This window comes from Blautia sp. AF34-10 (assembly GCF_003477865.1).
In the GTDB taxonomy this organism is placed as follows: Bacteria; Bacillota; Clostridia; order Lachnospirales; family Lachnospiraceae; genus Fusicatenibacter; species Fusicatenibacter saccharivorans.
The window spans coordinates 18,002-37,750 of sequence record NZ_QUED01000011.1 but is presented as its reverse complement, the minus strand read 5'-3'; the positions used below and the strand labels follow the sequence as shown (position 1 = coordinate 37,750).

The 19,749-nt window shown below is 41.7% G+C and carries 12 protein-coding genes; 10 read left to right on the top strand and 2 right to left on the bottom strand.

Annotated elements, in window-relative coordinates; translation table 11 throughout:
• Window positions 1–11 precede the first annotated feature (11 nt).
• Window positions 12–1,397, top strand: coding sequence for a glycosyl hydrolase family 28 protein (locus DWZ60_RS08490; RefSeq protein WP_119188765.1), 1,386 nt, complete (start codon window positions 12–14; stop codon window positions 1,395–1,397).
• A gap of 441 nt (window positions 1,398–1,838) precedes the next feature.
• Here the strand turns inward: DWZ60_RS08490 and DWZ60_RS08485 are convergent, their stop codons facing one another.
• Window positions 1,839–2,711, bottom strand: coding sequence for a helix-turn-helix domain-containing protein (locus DWZ60_RS08485; protein ID WP_119221515.1), 873 nt, complete (start codon window positions 2,709–2,711; stop codon window positions 1,839–1,841).
• A gap of 235 nt (window positions 2,712–2,946) precedes the next feature.
• On the opposite strand from DWZ60_RS08485, the gene DWZ60_RS08480 reads away from it, so the two are divergent.
• From DWZ60_RS08480 to DWZ60_RS08440, 9 genes are all read left to right on the top strand, one after another.
• Window positions 2,947–4,299 carry an extracellular solute-binding protein gene (locus DWZ60_RS08480; RefSeq protein ID WP_119221514.1) on the top strand — a complete coding sequence of 451 codons (1,353 nt, stop codon included), beginning with the start codon at window positions 2,947–2,949 and terminating at the stop codon, window positions 4,297–4,299.
• A 379-nt stretch (window positions 4,300–4,678) separates the two neighbouring features.
• A complete protein-coding gene (locus DWZ60_RS08475) occupies window positions 4,679–5,326 on the top strand; it encodes a carbohydrate ABC transporter permease (protein ID WP_243038264.1) in 648 nt (215 codons plus the stop codon).
• 14 nt (window positions 5,327–5,340) lie between these two features.
• Window positions 5,341–6,180 carry a carbohydrate ABC transporter permease gene (locus DWZ60_RS08470; protein WP_119221512.1) on the top strand — a complete coding sequence of 280 codons (840 nt, stop codon included), beginning with the start codon at window positions 5,341–5,343 and terminating at the stop codon, window positions 6,178–6,180.
• A 39-nt stretch (window positions 6,181–6,219) separates the two neighbouring features.
• The gene (locus DWZ60_RS08465; protein WP_119221511.1) at window positions 6,220–7,062 is read left to right on the top strand and encodes a hypothetical protein; all 843 of its coding nucleotides are present in this window, start codon (window positions 6,220–6,222) and stop codon (window positions 7,060–7,062) included.
• A 353-nt stretch (window positions 7,063–7,415) separates the two neighbouring features.
• Complete coding sequence (locus DWZ60_RS08460; RefSeq protein ID WP_158576363.1) at window positions 7,416–9,605, top strand: TIM-barrel domain-containing protein; 2,190 nt, start codon at window positions 7,416–7,418, stop codon at window positions 9,603–9,605.
• A 123-nt stretch (window positions 9,606–9,728) separates the two neighbouring features.
• A complete protein-coding gene (locus tag DWZ60_RS08455) occupies window positions 9,729–11,396 on the top strand; it encodes a glycoside hydrolase family 66 protein (protein ID WP_119221509.1) in 1,668 nt (555 codons plus the stop codon).
• 38 nt (window positions 11,397–11,434) lie between these two features.
• Entirely contained in the window at window positions 11,435–12,775 is a 1,341-nt protein-coding gene (locus tag DWZ60_RS08450) for an alpha-galactosidase (RefSeq protein WP_117801815.1), read from the top strand.
• 165 nt (window positions 12,776–12,940) lie between these two features.
• A complete protein-coding gene (locus DWZ60_RS08445; protein WP_147397734.1) occupies window positions 12,941–14,485 on the top strand; it encodes a glycoside hydrolase family 13 protein in 1,545 nt (514 codons plus the stop codon).
• A gap of 25 nt (window positions 14,486–14,510) precedes the next feature.
• Window positions 14,511–17,879 (top strand): TIM-barrel domain-containing protein, encoded by a 3,369-nt coding sequence (locus tag DWZ60_RS08440; protein ID WP_119221507.1) that lies wholly within the window; start codon window positions 14,511–14,513, stop codon window positions 17,877–17,879.
• Window positions 17,880–18,104: 225 nt separating this feature from the next.
• Here DWZ60_RS08440 and DWZ60_RS08435 read toward each other — a convergent pair whose 3' ends face one another.
• The gene (locus DWZ60_RS08435; RefSeq protein ID WP_119221506.1) at window positions 18,105–19,562 is read right to left on the bottom strand and encodes an alpha-L-fucosidase; all 1,458 of its coding nucleotides are present in this window, start codon (window positions 19,560–19,562) and stop codon (window positions 18,105–18,107) included.
• Window positions 19,563–19,749: the final 187 nt, after the last annotated feature.

Here is a 19,749-nt window from a genome sequence, read left to right as displayed (position 1 = left end):
AGAAAAGAGACATGAAGGATTTTGAAAATGATTTGATTTATTATCCTAATCCGGACCCGGTCAAGGAACCGAGATTTATTTTAAATTCTGTAGATGAATTGGAAAAATCAGCAAAATACAGTGTTACCTGCAATGGAACAGAGCGAGTGGTATACCATACAGATTCGTTTGACTATGTTGTTGTAGTAGATAACGAAGCGTATGATCTGGAGATTTCAATCCATGCATCATATGAAAAACTTGAAATCCGTCCGTCCAGCTTTGGCATAGTTCCTTCTGTAAAAGGAGAAACAATCCATATCCATCTTGATGAACCGAGAAAGTTTACTGTAGAGACAGATGGTGGTCTTCATGATGCATTGTTTGTACTTTGCTCGCACAGGATTGAGAAACCGGCAGATACCACCATCTGCTTTGAAAAGGGCAAGGTATATAATGTAGGAGTTCTTACCTTAAAGTCCAATGATACGGTTTATATTGAGGAAGGTGCGGTTGTATCAGGGTGTGTATATGCAGACCACTGTGACAATATTTCCATTGTAGGAAACGGAATTATCAACGGAGCCTGCTGGCATCTGCCGGACAGTAATGCACACCGTTTCTTTATCTATGCCAAGTGGTGTAATAATGTACTCTTAAAAGGCTTTACGGCTGTAGACGGACCTTCCTGGCATGTAGTTCCTGCGGCGTGTGACCATGTTGTGATTGATAATATGAATATTATGTCGAGGATTGTAACGGGAGACGGTATTGATATTACGAGCAGCCAGGATGTAGAGGTAAAAAATTGCTTTATCCGTTCCACAGACGACAGTATCTGCATCAAATCCCAAAGATTGTTTGAAGATCCGTCAACGGTACGTGATGTAACAAAAGTGCGTGTTCACAATAACGTAATCTGGAATGCAGAACCCGGTAATGCCATAGAGCTTGGTTATGCCCTCCAGAGCGAAATCCACGACCTGGTATTTGAAGACTGTGACATCATACACTGCCAGTATGAAGGAAACATGGGTGGTGCGGCGATTTCCATACATCAGGCAGATGGAGGTCATGTTCATGATATACATTATAAAAACATCAGAGTAGAGCAGGCAGAACAGAAACTGTTCGATATTAAGGTTCTGCTTTGCAAATATACGGAACAGATTGCCAAAGGAGAGATTAATGATATCTATTTTGATAATATCCAGGTGCTGAACGGAGATGTCCCGGTTTCCGTAATCCGGGGGTACCAGACACCGACAGAAGAAGTACGTGTTCATGATGTCCATTTTGATAACATTACTTTTATGGGGAATAAGTGTGAAACCTGGCAGGATATGCGGCTAGTCACAGAACTGGCAAATGATATTTACGTTAACGGTGTCAGAACATGCAGACAGATGAAATTCTGAGAATATTACCATATAGGGAAGATTCAACAAATAATGGCAAGGATTCTCCCGCCGATAGGTGGTGAGATGAATTGCAAATAAGAAAATTAACGGCAGTGGAGGGCGGAGAGAAATCGGTATCCCCCACTGACATGAGGCAAACCACAGTCAGCATCCGGTCAGGGAGCAGAATATTGGCGCGCTGGTCGAAGGCGAAACGGTATATGTGAGAGTCGATGTGTTTAATGAAAATGGAATTACGGAAGGAACCGTAAGGCCGCTTGCATGATACAATTATATTGAAAAAGCATAAAAACAGCTCAGGTGCAGAAATGCACTTGAGCTGTTTTTATGTTAGGCATATCAATGATTAACATAAAAGCTACTAGAATACGGATAAACGTCTGTACAGTATTGGAAGAACTGCATGCCTGCATGTCAGAAGAAGGAAAAAATTAGTTATTAAAGTGATGAACCTTTTTGGTGCTCGCTGCATTGATCCCTATATTGTTTTGGCGTGAGTTCGTTCACTTTTTTAAACATCTCGATAAAAGCGCGAGAACTGGAAAAACCACTTTCTTCTGAAATATCAGGAATAGAAGAAGTAGTAGTTTCAAGGAGGTGGGTCGCATGGTCTAATCGGAGCGAAGAAAGATAGACATTAAAATTGCGTCCTGTTTTTTTTGCAAACATTCTGGAAAAATAGGTCGGATTGAAGCCAAAATGTTCGGAAACACTTTCCAGAGTAATATGTTCTTTATAATGTGCTGCCAGATATTCGGTAAAAGAAATTGAATCCTCTAATTTTGATCGGGGGGGGGTAGTACAAGTCGGAGTAGCCATGCTTTCAGAGAGAAGGATATGAAAAATTTGGAGAACGCAGGCATTCATCCCAAGGAGATCAACTGGTTTTTCGGATCGCGAATATCGGTAGATATCCATAAGAAGTCCCATGATTTCTTTTCGATGTCTGTTCACAACATCCTGCTCTATAATAGGGGAGTTTTTATCATCCGGGTTAAAAAAAAACTGTAGGATAGCAACAGGAACAAGCACTGCAAATCCGAGAAAGGAGGCAGAATTTTCAAGTGATTTATGAATAACATTTGGATTCACAAAAAGAAAATCATTATCTTTTACATAAGCCATAGTAGAACCGATTTCACAGAGCAGTGTTCCCGAAATAGAACAGTTAAATTCAAAACTGTTATGCCAGTGAAAATGCGGTGCTAAATTTACATCTTTTGGTTTTTCTAACTGAATCCAGTCAGAATGAAATACTTTGCAAAAGCGTCCGTCATACAAATTGATTGGTTCATATTCGATAATTTCCATATGTTTTGCCCTCTTTTGAATTGTACATTAACCATGAATAAAAAAGGAAAAATGAGTATATGTCATAAAATTTGCACAATAACATATTATTCGAAATTCGTTAAAAAGTCCATAAAAAAGTGATATAAAGTAAAAATACTGTATAGATTAGATAAGAAAGCGTCTTGAGAAAAGATAAGAAAAAGTATAAAAATAGATTATAACAAAAACGAACTTTTCTAAAGGAGGAAAAGAGATGAAAAGAAAAACATTAGCAGTTTCACTATCAGCAATCCTTGCAGCGTCCATGCTTTTTGGATGCGGAAGCAATTCCAAAAGTGGGGATACAAAGAGTTCTTCTGGCAATGGTAGTGCCAGCGCCAGCGCATCTGATGCATCCAACGCAGGCTCAGATGCTTCTGGTTCAGGTATCCAGTACGATGGAGACGATGTAACGATTACCTATTGGCATACACATGGTGATTCCGAGGAAGAGGTTCTTGTGGATACCATTATTCCTGAGTTTGAAAAACAGTATCCAAATATTCATGTTGATGCTGTAAGAATGCCATATGATGGATTGATGCAACAGATTATTACCAGCCTTTCCAGTGGAACAGGCCCGGATCTGATGCGAATGGATATTATCTGGGTTCCAGAACTTGCTGAAATGGGAGCACTTGCAGCAGTTGATGATCTGGAAGGATTTGCAGATCTGAAAGATAATCTGTACGAAGGACCGCTGAGTACTAATTATTACAATGGAAAATATTATGGATTGCCATTGAACACAAACTGTCTGTCAGGCGTTTACAGTAAGACCATGATGGAGGAACTGAATATTGACAGTATTCCGACAACTTACGATGAAGTTGTTGCATTGAAAGACAAACTTGGTCCGGATCAGTATCTGATCGCATGCGAGGAGGCAAACTCTTGGGCTATGGCTCCATTGTTTCACTCTTTGGGCGGTGTTTATACCAACGAGGATTATACAAAAGCATCTGGTTATATCAACAGTGAAGATAGTGTAAAGGCACTGGAGACTATCGTTGAGTGGTATGATGAAGGAATTATTGGACCTTGCTTCACAGGTGGAAAGCCGGATGCAGCAAATGGTCTTTACGATGGAAATTATCTGTTTAGTTATCAGGGTCCATGGTTCTTCACAAATGATGATGAAGAAAATCTGGCAAAAGTAGAAGTAGGACTTCTGCCGGCTGGCAAAGCCGGATCTCTTACCGTTAACGGTGGCGAGGATCTGGTTATGTTTGAGAGTAGCGATAAGAAAGAAGCATCTTGGGTATTTGCAATGTTCTTAATGAGTGAATTCTCTCAGACAGCACAGGCTGTAGGCGGTGGACATCTGATCCCGACTGTAAAAACAATTGCCGAATCTGAAGAAGTACAAGCAGTACCGAATATGAGTACGTATATTGAACAGCTTGAGGGAGCTGTATCCCGTACCCCATCTCCGGCATGGGAGAAAATTTCAGATAAACTCTCTGTAGCATTCCAGAGCGCAGTTCTTCATGAGGATACGGCACAGTCCGCACTCGATAAGATTGCTCCGGAACTGGATGCATTGCTTGCAGGTGAGGCATCATAATTCAAGAAAGATGAAACAAATTTCCACAGGCTTTCTTGCCTGTGGAAATTGTTTATAGGGCGATAAAAAGCAGCCCGGAAAGGTATCTGTTATGAAAAAACCTTTATCAGAAAGATTTTCCAAAGGTCTGAAACAATGGTTGGCCGTTTTGCCCTTCCTTGCAGTGGGAATGACCTTATTTATTGTCTTTGTATTATATCCACAAATTAAGAATATTTATATTGCACTAACAAATTATAGCATTATGCCAGGTTCGGAAAATACATTTGTTGGAATAAGTAATTTTGCTAAAATGTTCAAAGATATTTCAACAAAAGGATCTGATGCCTATTTTTTCTGGATTGCATTTCGAAATAATATTTTAGCAGTTCTGGTTACTGTGCCAGGACAGTTGGTTCTTGGCCTGATCGTTGCCGTTTTGATTCATAACCTGAAAACAGGAAAAAATGTATATAAAGTACTCTTATATATTGCAGTTATTTGTGACTGGGTTGTTTTCTGTAATATCATTGATTATATTTTCCAACCGGATGAAGGAAGTCTTGTAAACTACTGTCTGACTACCATCGGAATCTTAAAAGAGCCGGTAGCATGGCTGCAGAATACATGGACAGGAAACTTTGTTATCTGGATCTGCTCAATCTGGAAGGGCTATGGCTGGGTTATGATCATTTACACCGCCGGTCTTCATGGAATCCCATCAGATCAGTATGAAGCTGCAACGATGGATGGAGCCAATGCGGTTCAGAAATTCTTCCACGTTACACTTCCTGGATTAAGAGGAACTACGCTTTACCTACTGATTAATCTGATTAACGGTGCGATGAATATCTTTATTCAGGTATTCCTGTTGACGAAAGGAGATCCGCTCGGAACAACAGATGTTGTTATGGATTATATTTACCGGAGAGCGTTTAATTATTTCGATTTTGGGTATGCGGCCGCTTGTGGTATTGTCATGGGTATTGTTGTATTTGCTATTTCCATGGGACTGAAGAGATTCCTTCGCTATGGTGAAAATCTTTAAGGAGGAGAGCAGTAATGAAGAAAAAGAAAATAATCAGTCAGATCTGTATTCATGTGATTTTAGTAGCGTTGACAGCAATATGTCTTCTTCCTTTTTTGTCGATGATTTCGACTTCATTTATGAAGGTAAAGGGTGTTCTGCCGAACGAGCCAATTTTATTTCCGAATTTTCCACTTTATCTGGAAAACTATGTAAAAGCGTGGACTGCAAACCATTTTCAGACATACTTTTTCAATACACTGTACGTGTCTGCGGTAGGTCTTATCGTAAATCTGTTGATTTCGATCACGATGGCATATTCTTTCTCACGATTCCAGTTTCCGGGAAAGGAGCCTATTTTTAATGTGCTGCTGCTGACAATGATGATTCCGGCACAGCTGGCTATGATCTCTCAGTATACCGTTTTAAACGGATTGAAACTGATTGATACATATAAAGGAATTTGGTTGCTGTGGGGAGGCACTTGTGTGGCAGGAAACACCTTCTTCTATAGAGGTTTTTTTGAAGCAGTGCCGAAAGAGCTGGAAGAGTCCATGTACCTTGATGGTGCAACCAGGTTTCAGACCTTGTTACATTGCATTATTCCGTTAAGTAAACCGGCAATTGCAACACAGGCAGTATTGGCGTTTAATGGATACTGGTCGAACCTGTTTGATATTCTTACCTTTACAAAATCGACAAACAAGAGAACGCTTTCCGTTGCACTGCAACTGTTCCGTGGACAGTATACGACGAACTATGGACTGATGTTTGCTGCCAGTGTTATTGTTATTATTCCGATTATTGTATTGTTTGTTATTTTCCAGAAACAGTTTATGCAGCAGGGCATTACAGACGGTTCCATAAAAGGATAATATCGGATTCTCTGCAAAATTTTAACCTGGAGGTGAAGTATGATTACAACTAGAAAAAAACAGTCGTTTGGTATTGCAGCAGTTGAACTTGGTGCACCGGTTTCGACAGTACCTTCCATTCCGGTGAATTTAAATGAATGGGAACATGCGGTGTTAATGGATACTTTTTACAGCGCAGGCGGAAGAGAGACCGTTTCAAGTACAAACCTACGGATGATGTGGGATCAGAAAAATCTGTATTTGTATCTGATTTGCTATGAAAAAGAGGCAAGGGTTTCCCGTCCGTCCGATGAAAATGTGCTGAAGACAGAATGGATGCTTCGCAAAGATAAGATAGAAATTGCATTGAGCAGCGGAAATTTTGGAGAGCGAGACTACGCAGTATTTTGTGCAGACACAGAGAAACAGGCGGGAGCCAGGACGGAAAAGGGAATGACCTATTTCGGTGGCGATAAAGCAATTTTAAATGATTACTTTACCGAAAAAAATGATGCGGTAAAAACAGAAATCCCATCATGGAAATATACATGCAAAATTGCTGTAGAAAAAAACTGTTGGCGTGTCATGTTTGGAATTCCATGGGAGCTGTTCGGTGGATTTCCGGAAAAATATTTTAAGTTTCAGGTTTACCGGAAAAAGAATCAGACCAGTGAAGTTTTGGCTTTAAATCCGTTGGATTTAAATGCAAATTACGAGTCCAGATTTGATTTTGATCCGGAAAGCTTTATTGAGTGCACACCTGGAGGAACATCGCAGGTTATCTATTCCAACAGTGCTTGCGTGATCCTACCAGATGGAACGATGCATTGGCAGCGGCCGGCGACATTGGAATGGCCATCTACAAATGAGCGGCTGAGATTCTGCATCTGCAGAAATCGCTGACGCCTACAACACCGGATGAATTGCCAGATCGGATTATAACCGTACAAAGATGGCAGGATGTGTTAATGTTGGAAGGAATGGATTTCTTCCCAAATGCACGATGTGAAAACTCTTTTGATAAGGTGGATCCTTGGGTACAGAGACGTCTCTGTAACGAAGCACTTCGAAAAGGAGATACTGCGACAGCCTGCAGAGAACTGGACGTATTGATTGGTTATTTCCGAACGCTCACGGCATGGTGGTATGCAGATCACACACTTGGAGATGCAGACGAAGACAACTGGATTGGATTCACACATCTGAAATCTGTTTCAGATCAGGGGAATAAGATCGTATTAAAGTACGAATATGGTTTGAACACCTGCGATGCCGTATTGATTCCACAGAATCGTGGTTTTCGCTTTTATACAAGAGAAAAAGGAGATTTTGACAGCGAAGCAGTTTCGTATACATTTTCAGAAATAGAGGGAAAATATCAGATCAAAACAGCACATTCTGTGATTGTGATTACAGCGGGAGATGATTGGAAAATCTGTGCAGATGAAAAATTTGTATTGGATGCAGATAACTTCAAGCTCTATGATTATGCAGGAAGCAAAGGTTTCGATGTGTGCCAACCACTTCTGGAAAGAGAAATGGTGTATGGATTCGGTGAACGATTTGATGCCGTAAACCAGAGAGGTCGGGTACTTTCTTTGTGGCACAGAGATGCATTTGAAGGTTGTAATTGTTCTATTGGAAATCAGTCCTACAAAAATGTATCATTTTTACACTCTACAAAAGGTTACTCTTTGTTTATTAACAGTTTTTACAGAATTAGAGCAGATATTGGAAGAGTCAGTAAAGGGCTTCGAATCACAACAGCAGGACCCAAAGCAGATATTTATGTTTTTACGGGAAGCGTCTTAGAAAACATGGAGGAATATACAGCCTTAACCGGAAAACCGCTGCTTCCGCCTGCGTGGGTGTTTGAACCGTGGGCCGGCGGTGGGGTAGGCAGATGGATGGACGGACCGACGCACGATGTAATCCAGGAGATGGAAGGTGTTGTACGGAAGTTTAAAAATCTTGATATCCCACATTCTGGCCTGTATGCAGAGGGTGCTGGTTGGAAATGGGAAGACCATTACAACAAAGAAGAAATTTATAAGATTGCTGCGTTTACAAAACAACAGAAGATGCGGGTTTTTTCGTGGCAGTTTTCACATCTGGATATGGAGCAGGCAAAGGAACTTCTGCCGAACTGTGCGGAAGAAGATCTGCCAATTACAAGAACGCCGGGTTATCATGGAGAAAAAGTTCTTCCATGTGCTATTGATTTTTCACATCCAAGAGCAGAGGAACTTCTGGAAAATCAATGGCATGATCGAATGGATGCAGGTTTTGATGGAACTATGGTGGATTTTGGAGAAATTATTCCAGATGAAGCAGTGTTTTACGATGGTCGTACGGGAGATGAAATGCACAACGCTTACGCGCTGGATTATACAAAAGCGTATCGAAAACTCTTTGAAAAATATAAAGGAGAAGATCACGTGCTGTTTTCAAGATCTGCGGCAGCGGGTGTTCAAAAGTATTCCTGCCAGTTTGGTGGAGACCAGCTTTCAAGCTTTAGAGGCCTGACTTATGCAATGAATGGAGGTCTGACACTGGCGGCTTCCGGTTTTCCATTCTGGGGTGTTGATGCAGGAGGTTATTCAGGATTTGCAGACGAAGAAACGTATCTCCGTTGGACGGAATTTGCAGCCTTCTCACCGATTATGCGTTTCCATGGAGTGACCCCAAGAGAGCCGTGGGTTTACAGTCGATATGCAGTGTCTGTTTATAAATTTTATGCATGGCTAAGAGAAAATCTTCTGAAATATTCGGTTCATACAGCGGAAGAGGCACATAAAACAGGCATACCAATGATGAGACCGTTGCCAATGGTATTTCCTAATGATAAAGAGGCTGTCTATTGGGAAGATGAATATTTTTATGGTTCAGATCTGTTAGTTGCTCCGGTTCATCAAGAAGGGGAACAGAGAAGAATTTACTTCCCAGCAGGAAGATGGATCAATTTGTTGGATTTCAGAAAGATGGTTGGTGGAAACCGAATTCTTCAGGTGGATGTTCCAATTGACAAAATTCCTGTTTATATTCGGGAAGGAGCGTGCATTCTGTCTGTTATGAATGGAGAATTGCAGCTTGGACAAAGCATGACATATGAAAAAAAGAATACAGTTCTTATGAGCCGAGCTTTAAATGAAACCTCAGGCAAACGGTATGCGGATGGAAAAGAAATTGAATACAATATTTTGGGCCAAACGGGTGAAGATTTCTTTATGCTTCGCCATGCATCCGAGACAGAATTTATTGTTCTTCTTGGTTTTGACAGAAAGCCAGAAAGTCTGGAGTTGAATGGAGTTTCTCTTTCAGAGAGTGCATCCTTGAATGCATTGAATTATGGCTCCGGTTGGTATTGGAGAGAGGATGCAGCAGTTGTTGTCAGTGTTCCGAAATTGGAAAAAACAGAAATCCATGTAATTCATAAAAAACAATAGTATCAAAATGACGAAGTGATCCCTGCGAAGATTCTTGAGAGAAAGTCCCGTCTTCGGTTTAATTTCGAAGAGGGGACTTTCTCAAAAACAAACGAAACATTTCATGGAAAGAGAGGGTGGAAGATGGAAAATACAGGGTTTTATGTAATACCTAATAAAACGCAGTATGAAATTGGGGAAAGAGTCTGGCTGGAAATAAAAAAAACAGGGCCGACGAAAGCAAATCACGTGAAAGTTTCGTTGTTTACGTATCAGGGAGAAAATCTGAAAATGGAATGTACCCTGGAACAAGGAGTGTATATTCCACTTGCGGAAAGCATTTCAGAAAAAACGGGTGGATATCTGGTAAAAATAGAATTCTTTCAAAAGACTGAAAAACTAGGGAGCTGTTACACGGCATTTGATGTTGTGAATTGCTGGACAGAAGCTCCAAGATATGGATTTCTTAGCAGTTTTTCTGAGGAAGATAAACAAAAAGAAGAGTATCAGGAATTTTTCAGGGAAATGCACTTGAATGTGATTCAGTTTTATGACTGGATGTACCGCCATGATGAGTTTTATCCGGAGAGTGATATTTATACAGATATCATGGGAAGAAAAGGTTCGATGACTGCTGTTGCGAAAAAAATCGAAGGAGTGCACGCTTGCGGTGCCAAGGCAATAGCATATGGCGCTGTTTACGGTGCAGAATCATTTCAGGAAGAACATCCGGAATGTATCTATCGGTACGATAATGGAGAACCAATGATTTTCATTGACAAAATATGGTTGATGGATATTCACAGGGGAACGGCGTGGAGAAAACGGATTTTACAGGAATATGGAAAAGCGCTGGAAAAAGGTTTTGATGGCGTACATATGGATCAATACGGAGATCCGAAAGAGGCATTAATTCTGGAAAATGGAAAATATGTCATTCGAGATCTGGCAGATGATTTTGGTGATTTGATCAATGAAACAAAAGAAAAATACCCGGAAAAACAACTCATTTTTAATGCAGTAAATAACTGGCCGGTAGATTCGGTAAAAAAGAGTCGCGAAGATTGTATTTATATAGAGGTCTGGTCGCCGAATGATACTTATAGAGATCTATATCGTTTGATTGCGCATGCTCGGGAAACAAAAGATGAGAAGAGGGTGATTCTGGCAGCGTATTTGAATCCGTTTAAAACAGAACCAGAAAGAAATCTGAAGGGATCTACAGCGCAGCTTGCAATGGCAACAATTTTCGCTTCTGGCGGATACCATCTTCTATTGGGCGAGGAAGGAAGTGTTCTGACAGAGGCATATTATCCGGACAACTGCAGAATTGGGGAACATTCGTTCCGAAAAATATTGAAAAAATATTATGATTTTATTACCGCGTACGGCGGACTTTTATTTCCGGAAAGTTGGACGGATCTGACGATGCAGTATGCAGGAGGAATCAACTCAGAATTTATATTCGAAAATGTTGATTGGTCACCGTATCCGGAAGCAGGAAAGGTATGGATTCAAATTTATAAGAGAGGACGAGAATTTTCAATACGATGTGTGAATTTTACGGGAATTTCGGACATGAACTGGAATAGAACACATGAGGAATTCCCACAGCGTGTAGAAAAGATAAAAGTGAAGGCAAAACTTCCGGGAGAAAAGAAACAAATATACGTTGTGACACCGGACGGTGAAATTCAGGAGCCAGAAGAAGTGTATTATAAAGTAAAACTAGGGGATGATCAAAGACAGGAAATTACATTTGAATTGGACAAATTATTGGTGTTTTCTGTTATATATCTGCGTTTGGAATAGGATTCTGAGAGTAGGTAAAAAAACAGGAGGGTTTTTACATGAGATTGAAATTAGATAAAAGAACAGGACCCCTTTACTGGTGTACCTATGAGAAACAGTTTACTGAAAATACTTTTATGCCAGAAGAACGGTTCAAAGAAAATATTGATTGGGTAGCAAAGGAATTTGTTCCATATGGATACGAGATGGTATGCACAGATGGATGGATCGAGGATTCTTTCTGCATCAATGAAAATGGATATCTAACTCGTCATCATGATTCATGGAAACATGATTGGAAATATTGGGCAGACTATCTGAATGAGAGAGGAATGGCTCTCGGCGTTTACTACAATCCGACCTGGATCAGCCCGGCAGCGGTAAAGAACAAAGAAATTTTGGTCAAAGGAACAAATATTCCGGTGCGGGAAATTACAGATTTGTCGTATGTTTATAATGGAGAAAATGAGAAAAAAATAACGGGGGATCGTTTTTCTTATCCAAATGGAGAAGATCGAGCATTGTATTGGGTGGATGTAGATCGTTCTGGAGCAAAAGAGTATGTGCAAGGATATGTAAAGTATTTTATTGACTGCCATGTAGCTTTTTTGCGAATTGATTTTCTTTCCTGGTACGAAGATGGAATGGATAAAGGAAAGCAGATTGGCAGAAATCATGGATCAGCAAATTACCGAAAAGTTCTCGAATGGATCAAGGAAGCAGCAGGGGATCAGATAATGATCAGTCTTGTTATGCCGCATTTGAAAAACAATGGTGAGAATGAGTTTGGCATGGGACAGATGGCGCGTATTAACGAAGACTCCGGTACGGGAGGCTGGGATACTTTTAGTGATCGAAACAGAGGACTGCATTTTGATTATTGGTCTCAGTGCACGACAGCATTTGAAGGCCTGATTTACTGGTCAAAAATTTTTGCTGACCACAACATGATCATGGATGCGGATATGCTTCGCCTGAATACCTTTGCAAATGATGAGGAGTGCAAATCGGCTGTATCGCTGGAACTGATTGCGGGAGCGCCGCTGGATATCGCAGATCAGTATGATACGATCAAAGATCGGGCATGGATTTATCAGAATGAGGAACTTCTTGCGTTGAATAAAAAAGAAATTTTATCCTTCCCATTGTCAACGGATACCAAAAATCCGGACAGTACCATCTGGATTGGAAAAGAAGCAACAGGAGAGATTATTCTTTCCGTATTTAATAGAGATGCAGAAGAAAAAGAAGTAGAGATTGATTTTAAACAAGTGTTATTGTGCAGAGCTGCCAATGTCAGGGATCTTTGGATGCATGAAGATCTTGGAGAAATGAAGAGCTTTCATACCATGCTTCCGCCACATGGATGCCGGGTACTGAAACTTTCGGAAAGGAGTTAGTATGAATCTGGCTGCTTTTTATCACAGTGGGATGTACCCGGAAATTTATGCACCGGATCGGTTTCATCTGAGATTTTCTTTCCGGGCAGCGAGTGGGGACATAGAACGTGTACGTTGGTTTATTTTCATAAGAATCAGAGAGAAGAAACAACGAAAGAAGAAAGGATGTCAGAGCAGTACCACTTAGGAACATCGGTTGTCTATACGGCAGTGATTTCTTTTCAAAAGCCGGCGAGATATCTTCAATATTATTTTCGAGTGACGGGAAAAAACGGGGATACGTGTTGGTATAATGCGTGGGGAACAGTTGAAAAATGTCCGGATTCCGGCTTTTTCGAATATGCATATGCCAATAAGTGTATTGTAGAGTATATGCCACCCAAATGGAGTCAGGGAACGATTTACTACCAGATATTTCCAGAGCGCTTCCGCAAAGGAAATCCGTCTTATGCACCGGAGAATTGTGTGGCGTGGGGAAGTAAACCGACGGCTTCCAACTTTATGGGCGGAAATCTGGACGGAATCCGAAAATCGCTTAGCTATCTGGTAGAGCTTGGCATAGAATGTATTTACTTGAACCCGGTGTTTACATCTCCTTCAAATCATAAATACGATACGACAGATTACTATAAAGTAGATCCTCATTTTGGAATCAATGAAGATTTGCGAGTTCTGGTCAAAGAAGCACATGAAAAAAACATAAGGGTTATTTTAGATGCTGTGTTTAATCATACTGGAACAGATTTTTTTGCATTTGCGGATCTTTTAAAAAAGCAAGAAAAATCAGAATATCAGAGCTGGTATCATATTACTCGTTTTCCGGTAAGGGAAGAGGCAGACTGTTATGAATGTTTTTTTGGATTTGCTGGCATGCCAAAACTGAATACAGGAAACGAGAAGGTACAGGAGTATCTTTTGAATGTACTGGAATACTGGGTACGGGAAGTACAGGTAGATGGATATCGCTTTGATGTGATTGATGAAATTGATGAGAATTTTGTTCTCAAAATCAGAGATCGACTCAAACGCTTGAACCCGGAACTTGTTCTGATTGGTGAGACATGGGCAGAGGGAAAACGACTGCTGAATGGCTGTGAAATGGACAGTATTATGAATTATTCTTTCCGCCAGGCAATGCTGGACTTTTTTGCAGAACGGAGTATTAACGCCGAAACATTTGGCCATCGGTTGGAAACTGCATTGTCACGACATCCTGATGAAACGAATATGGCTATGTTTAATGCATTGGACACACATGATACCAAGCGTTTTATCAACAGTTGTAGTCATCGGTTAGATTCCTTTAAACTTGGTGTTGTTGTGCAGATGATGTTTCCGGGTTCGCCGTCCATTTATTATGGGGACGAAGCAGGAATTGACGGAGAAAATGATCCGGACTGTCGAAAGTGTATGACGTGGCAAGAAAATCCGGGAGAAAAAGAGAGTTTCCGTTTTTATCAGAGACTGATTCAGTTTCGAAAAAAACATTCTGCCATACGAAACGGTTCGTTTACAACAGTTTTGGCAGATGGACGCGTATATGGTTTTGCGCGTGAAAATGAAACGGAGATAATAGAAATTTTTGTAAATGACAGTGATGACACAGTAGAGATTACAGTCGAAAACGCTAGATCAATTTTGATTTCAAAGGGAAATTTTTACATTGTGTGCAGAAAAAATGGAGAAATAATAGAAGAAATCTGCAGTTGAAAAAACTGCGGGAAAGGAGTTCTTTATGGGAAAACTGAAATTTGGGGTTTCATCAATTATTCTGGGAAAAGAACAGAAAACGGAGAATCTGAAATATGATTCTGCGGAGTGGGGAGAAGCGACTACGATACGGGATTTTTTCCGTGCGGGAGGAAATCCGTCTCCAGTTACACCAACAAGATGTAAACTTCTGTATACAGCAGAAAAGCTGTTTGTTTTGTTTGAAAACATGGAAGAAAAAAATCATCATATCTTGAAAGAAGAAAATACCGTTACAGAGCTAACAGTAAAACGAAAAGATCAAGTAGAAGTTGCACTTTCAGGAGGAGAGTTTTCAAGAAGGGATTTTGCAGTTTTCACAGCAAAACGGGATGGCAGTAGCAGTGCTTTTGTAGAAAAAGGAATGACATATCTTAGCGGAGATCAGGCATATCTGGGAGAGGGAAAAGACCAGGGAGAAAAAACGGCAATTTCGAAAGAGCAGTATTCTGTAACAGTAGATATTCTGCAGGACAGATGGTACGCTTTATTTGCAATACCGTGGATGCTTTTTGGTGGAAAGCCGGAGAAAGAGGAGGCTTTTGATCTTCAAGTCTATCGAAAAAAACATCAGTCAAGTGAAATTCTCTGCCCAACACCATTAGATCTGAATGTGAATTATTCGGATCGATTTGAATATGATCCAGAGACTTTTCTTGAGGTATCTTTTGGAGAAAAGGGGGAAACAAAAACGGAGAACGGCATTGTATTTGTCATGCCGTCCGGAATTTGCCACTGGCAGAGACCAGGAGTGTTGGAAAAAACTAGTACGGAAGAACGAAAGGAAATTTATCAGCTACAAAAGAGTGCAGAACCAACGACGAGAGAAAATCTGATAGATAGAATCCGAATTGCACAGCGCTGGCAGGACAGTCTGACATTGGAAGGTTTTGACTTTTTCTTTAACCAGGAAGTTGCAAATCCATGGAAGCCGATGGATCCATGGGTAGAAAAGCGTTTAGTGAATGAGCGGTTAAGAGAAAACCGATGGGAGGAAGCAGCTGCTGAGCTGGATCGTTATCTTACGTTTTTAAGAACTTGCAGTGCATGGTGGTATGCGGATCACAGCTTTGGAAACCAGGATCTGGAAAAATGGACATCATGTAGTGAAATTGGACATGTTCTGGAAACAAAAGATCATGTAACGATTTGTGTTGAATCAAAAGAGAGAACATGGGAGCTCATGATTTATCCTGTGGTCGGTGGTTTCCGAATGGTCTCTGGAAAGAAAGGCTTCTTTGATGGACAGCCGGAAGCATTTTCTGTGGAAGAATCAGAGCATGCATATATAATCAGAAGCAAAGAGCATGAGATGATACTCCAGAAAGAAACACTGGAAATTTCTATTGATAGAAAAGCAATCACAAATCTGAAAAATATTTCGTTTATATTTGAAAAGGAAAGTGTTTCGGCTTCGCGAATTCGATTTTCAATTCGGGAAAACAGTGCCATTTATGGATTTGGAGAACGTTTTGACAGCGTGAACCAGTATGGAAAAACCGTTGCACTGTGGCAGAGAGATGCTTGTGAGGGATGTCTTGCATCCATTGGAAACCAGGCGTATAAAAACATTCCATTGGTACACACAAGTGATGGTTTCAGCTTTTTTGCAAATACTTCATATCGGATGCGGATGGATGTGGGAGATGCTGTGCAAGACTATCTTTCGGTGGAAGCACTTGGAGATGTTTTTGATTTTTATATTTGGAGCGGAACACCGCGTGAGGCGCTGACTGCTTACGGAACGCTCACAGGGCTTCCGATTTTCCCACCGGAATGGGTATTTGAACCATGGGCTGGCGGTGGCGGCGGAAGATGGAGAAACGGTCCGTTACAGGATATTGCGCTGGAGCAGATGGCGGCAATGAAAAAGTTCCATGAACTCGATATTCCGCATTCCGGCTTTTATGCAGAAGGAGCAGGAGCTACCTTTTTTGGAGAATATAAAAAAGAGGAATTATACAAAGTTGTATCGTTTGGAGAACGTCATGGATTCAAGGTGTTTTCCTGGCAGTTCCCTAATATGACGCAGGAATTGGCGCAGGAATTGTTGCCGGAATGCCCGAAGGAGGAGCTTCCGATTACGAGAAATAAAAATGATGAGGAAGAAAAACTTCCGGTGTATATCGATTTCTCCCATCCGCGTGCGAAAGAGCTTCTGGCAGCACAGTGGAAGGATCGTATGGATGCAGGTATTCGTGGAAGTATGGTTGACTTTGGAGATGTTGTACCGGACGAGGCAGTTTTTTATGATGGAAGACGCGGCGATGAGATGCATAACGCGTATGCCTATCAGTATGCGAAAAATTATAGAGAGTTATTTGAACAAAAATATGGAGATGACCATGTTCTTTATACAAGAGGCGCTGCACCCGGATCTCAACACTTTGCGTGTCAGTTCGGCGGGGATCAGCTGACCAGTTTCCAGGGACTGAAATATGCGATTGCAGGAGGCCTTTCTGCAGCTGCTTCTGGACTTCCATTCTGGGGTGTTGATGCGGGAGGTTATGATGGATTCCCAGATCAGGAAACATATCTCCGGTGGACAGAGTATGCTGCATTTTGTCCATTGATGCGTTTCCATGGAACGGAGCCGAGAGAGCCGTGGGAATACGATGCTTTTACAGTGAAAGTTTATCGTTATTATACGTGGCTGCGGGAAAATCTTCGTCCATATATTGTAAGTGTAGCAGCAGAAGCTCACAAACTGGGAATACCGATGATGCGTCCGCTTGCGATGATGTATCCAGAAGATCAGGAAGCAACAAAGGTATGGGACGAATATCTTTTCGGAGAAGATCTTCTGGTTGCGCCGGTTTCTGATGAAACAGAAGAGCGGGAAATCTATTTTCCTGAGGGACGGTGGATTAGTCTGTGGAATTTAAATGATGAAATTTCCGGTCCGGTGCAGAGGAGCGTTGAGGTGCCAATTGATAAAATACCGGTGTACATTCGAGAAGGAAGTTTTCTTCCACTTCGACTGAATGAAAGTCTGAAACTTGGAGAAAGTATGAGCGAATCGGAAACCGAAATGATTTTGGCTGTGGTGCCGCAGAATGACAGTATCGTAAAAGAAACATTGTATGAGAGATCCGGTGCCAAAACATGTTGTGGCATGGAAAAAAATGGCGAAACTATACAGCTCCAAATTTCAGGAAGAACAGCAGAGCTTTATGTAATGCTGGCGGGAATTCATTGGAAAAATACAGAAGCTATCGTAAACGGAAGAACATTAACAAAAGTGACTGCGAGAGAAGGTCTGTATTTCACGGAAGGTTATCTGGAGTTGGAAGAGGGTATCTTGGTGAAGATTAATCCATCTGCCGAATCTGTGATAAAAATACAAAAAAAATAAGATAAACATTAAGGAAAATCTGATAAACAGTAGAATGAGAACAGAACATATAAGTCGCGATTTGAAATCGCCCCCCTTTTGTTTGGGATACATCGATCTTGGCGTAAAAAAATGTGCGTTGTCATCGTTTGACTGTAAAAAGTAACAGGTTTTTCCAAGGTATCTTAATAATTATGAAAAGGGCTGAACAGTCATACTGTACAGCCCTTTTCGATTGTAAAAAATTTACCGCTCTTTCTTCATCTCAAACACCAACGCAATCGGTGCGGAGCCACGTCTGTATCCTGCCGGGACAGTTATGCAAAGGCCGCCTTCAACTTCTTTAAACGCAACAGTTTCACCATTTTCCACCATACAGATCTCTGAAATTTTCGCCTCGGTATACGGTACGAAAATTTCCGCCTCTACCGATTCCTGTACCGTCGGATACAGTCGGAACACATAGACGGAATCTCCTTTCTGTGTGAACGAAAGGGTTCCGCTCTGGTACGGCGCGCAGACGCGGGTTCCGTAGATGGCATCGCCGAAGGTTTTCATCCACTGGCCAAAACCGTTCAGGCTGTCCCAGGCATCGACCGGGATGCGGCCGTCCGGCTGTGGGCTGACGTTCAGCGCCATGTTGCCGCCTTTGGCAACGATGTTGACAAGCATGCCGACAAGCTCACGTGGAGATTTATAATGGTCGCCGTATTCGTATGTAAAGTCAACGCCGAGGGTAAGGCAGCTTTCCCACGGAACGTTCAGCGGTTCTTCCGGAATGCAGAGCTCCGGTGTCACGTAGTTTTCGTAAGCACCGCCGATTGTACGGTCAACGGAGAGAATCCACGGCTGAATCTTACGTGCTTCCTCAACGATCTTTCCAAGCTCAATATCCTGGCCGTTGCTCTCAGAGACCCAGCCCGCGTCGAACCAGAGAATATCCAGTTTACCGTAATTTTCACAGAGCTCCAGAACCTGATTTTTCGTATATTCTTTAAAACGGTTCCACACTTCCGGATATTCCTTTGGATCGTAGGAAGGTCCGCGGGATGTCAGACCATCTTTTCTCAGATCTTCTTTCCAGTAGTCCGGGCAGTGCCAGTCGGCTTTGGAAAAATAAGCACCGATGCCGATGCCTTTTGCACGGAATGCATCAAACATGGATTTTACAATATCCGCATTTTTATGTTCATGGAACGGGCAGTCCTCTGCAGTTGTTTTATAATCTGTATATTTGGTGTCCCAGAGGCAGAATCCGTCGTGATGCTTTGTGGTCAGAAGAAGATAACGGAATCCGCAGTCCTCTGCCATCTGCGCCCATTCCTCCGGCTGAAAGCGGACCGGATTAAACGAACGATTCAGGCCGAAATACTGTTTTTTAAAGGTTTCGCCGTCCGTCCAGTTTACCTGGTGGCGGGACCAGTCGGAATCCTTGTCACTTAATGCCCAGGAAGCAACCATGCCGGGCTGGCAGTACAATCCAAAATGCATCATCAGCGCAAGCTTCTGATCCCGGAACCATTCGAGCTGCTGCAGAACAGCCGGATCGGTCGGGCACACATATGTTTCAGCGGCGCTGTAGTTGTGGACACCCTGGGAAACAATTTCCTGTTCTGGATCAGCGGGTGCTTCATTGCTCCGGATATCAATGGTCGGTTCCGGTGTTCTGTTTTGATCTTCGTGTTCTAAGTTCTCTGTGCTCATAAGAGAGTCTCCTTCTCATCAAGATAAAATTCACACCAATACTCGAAAATACAGCCAGAACCCGTAAAGAACCGGTTTTGGCACTACAATTAAGAAAGAATCCTGCTTTATGGGATTCTTTGGCTGCAGCGGGTTGAAAAAGCGACATAATTCCTCGCTTCCGCAGTGCGATCCTGCCCGGAGGGCT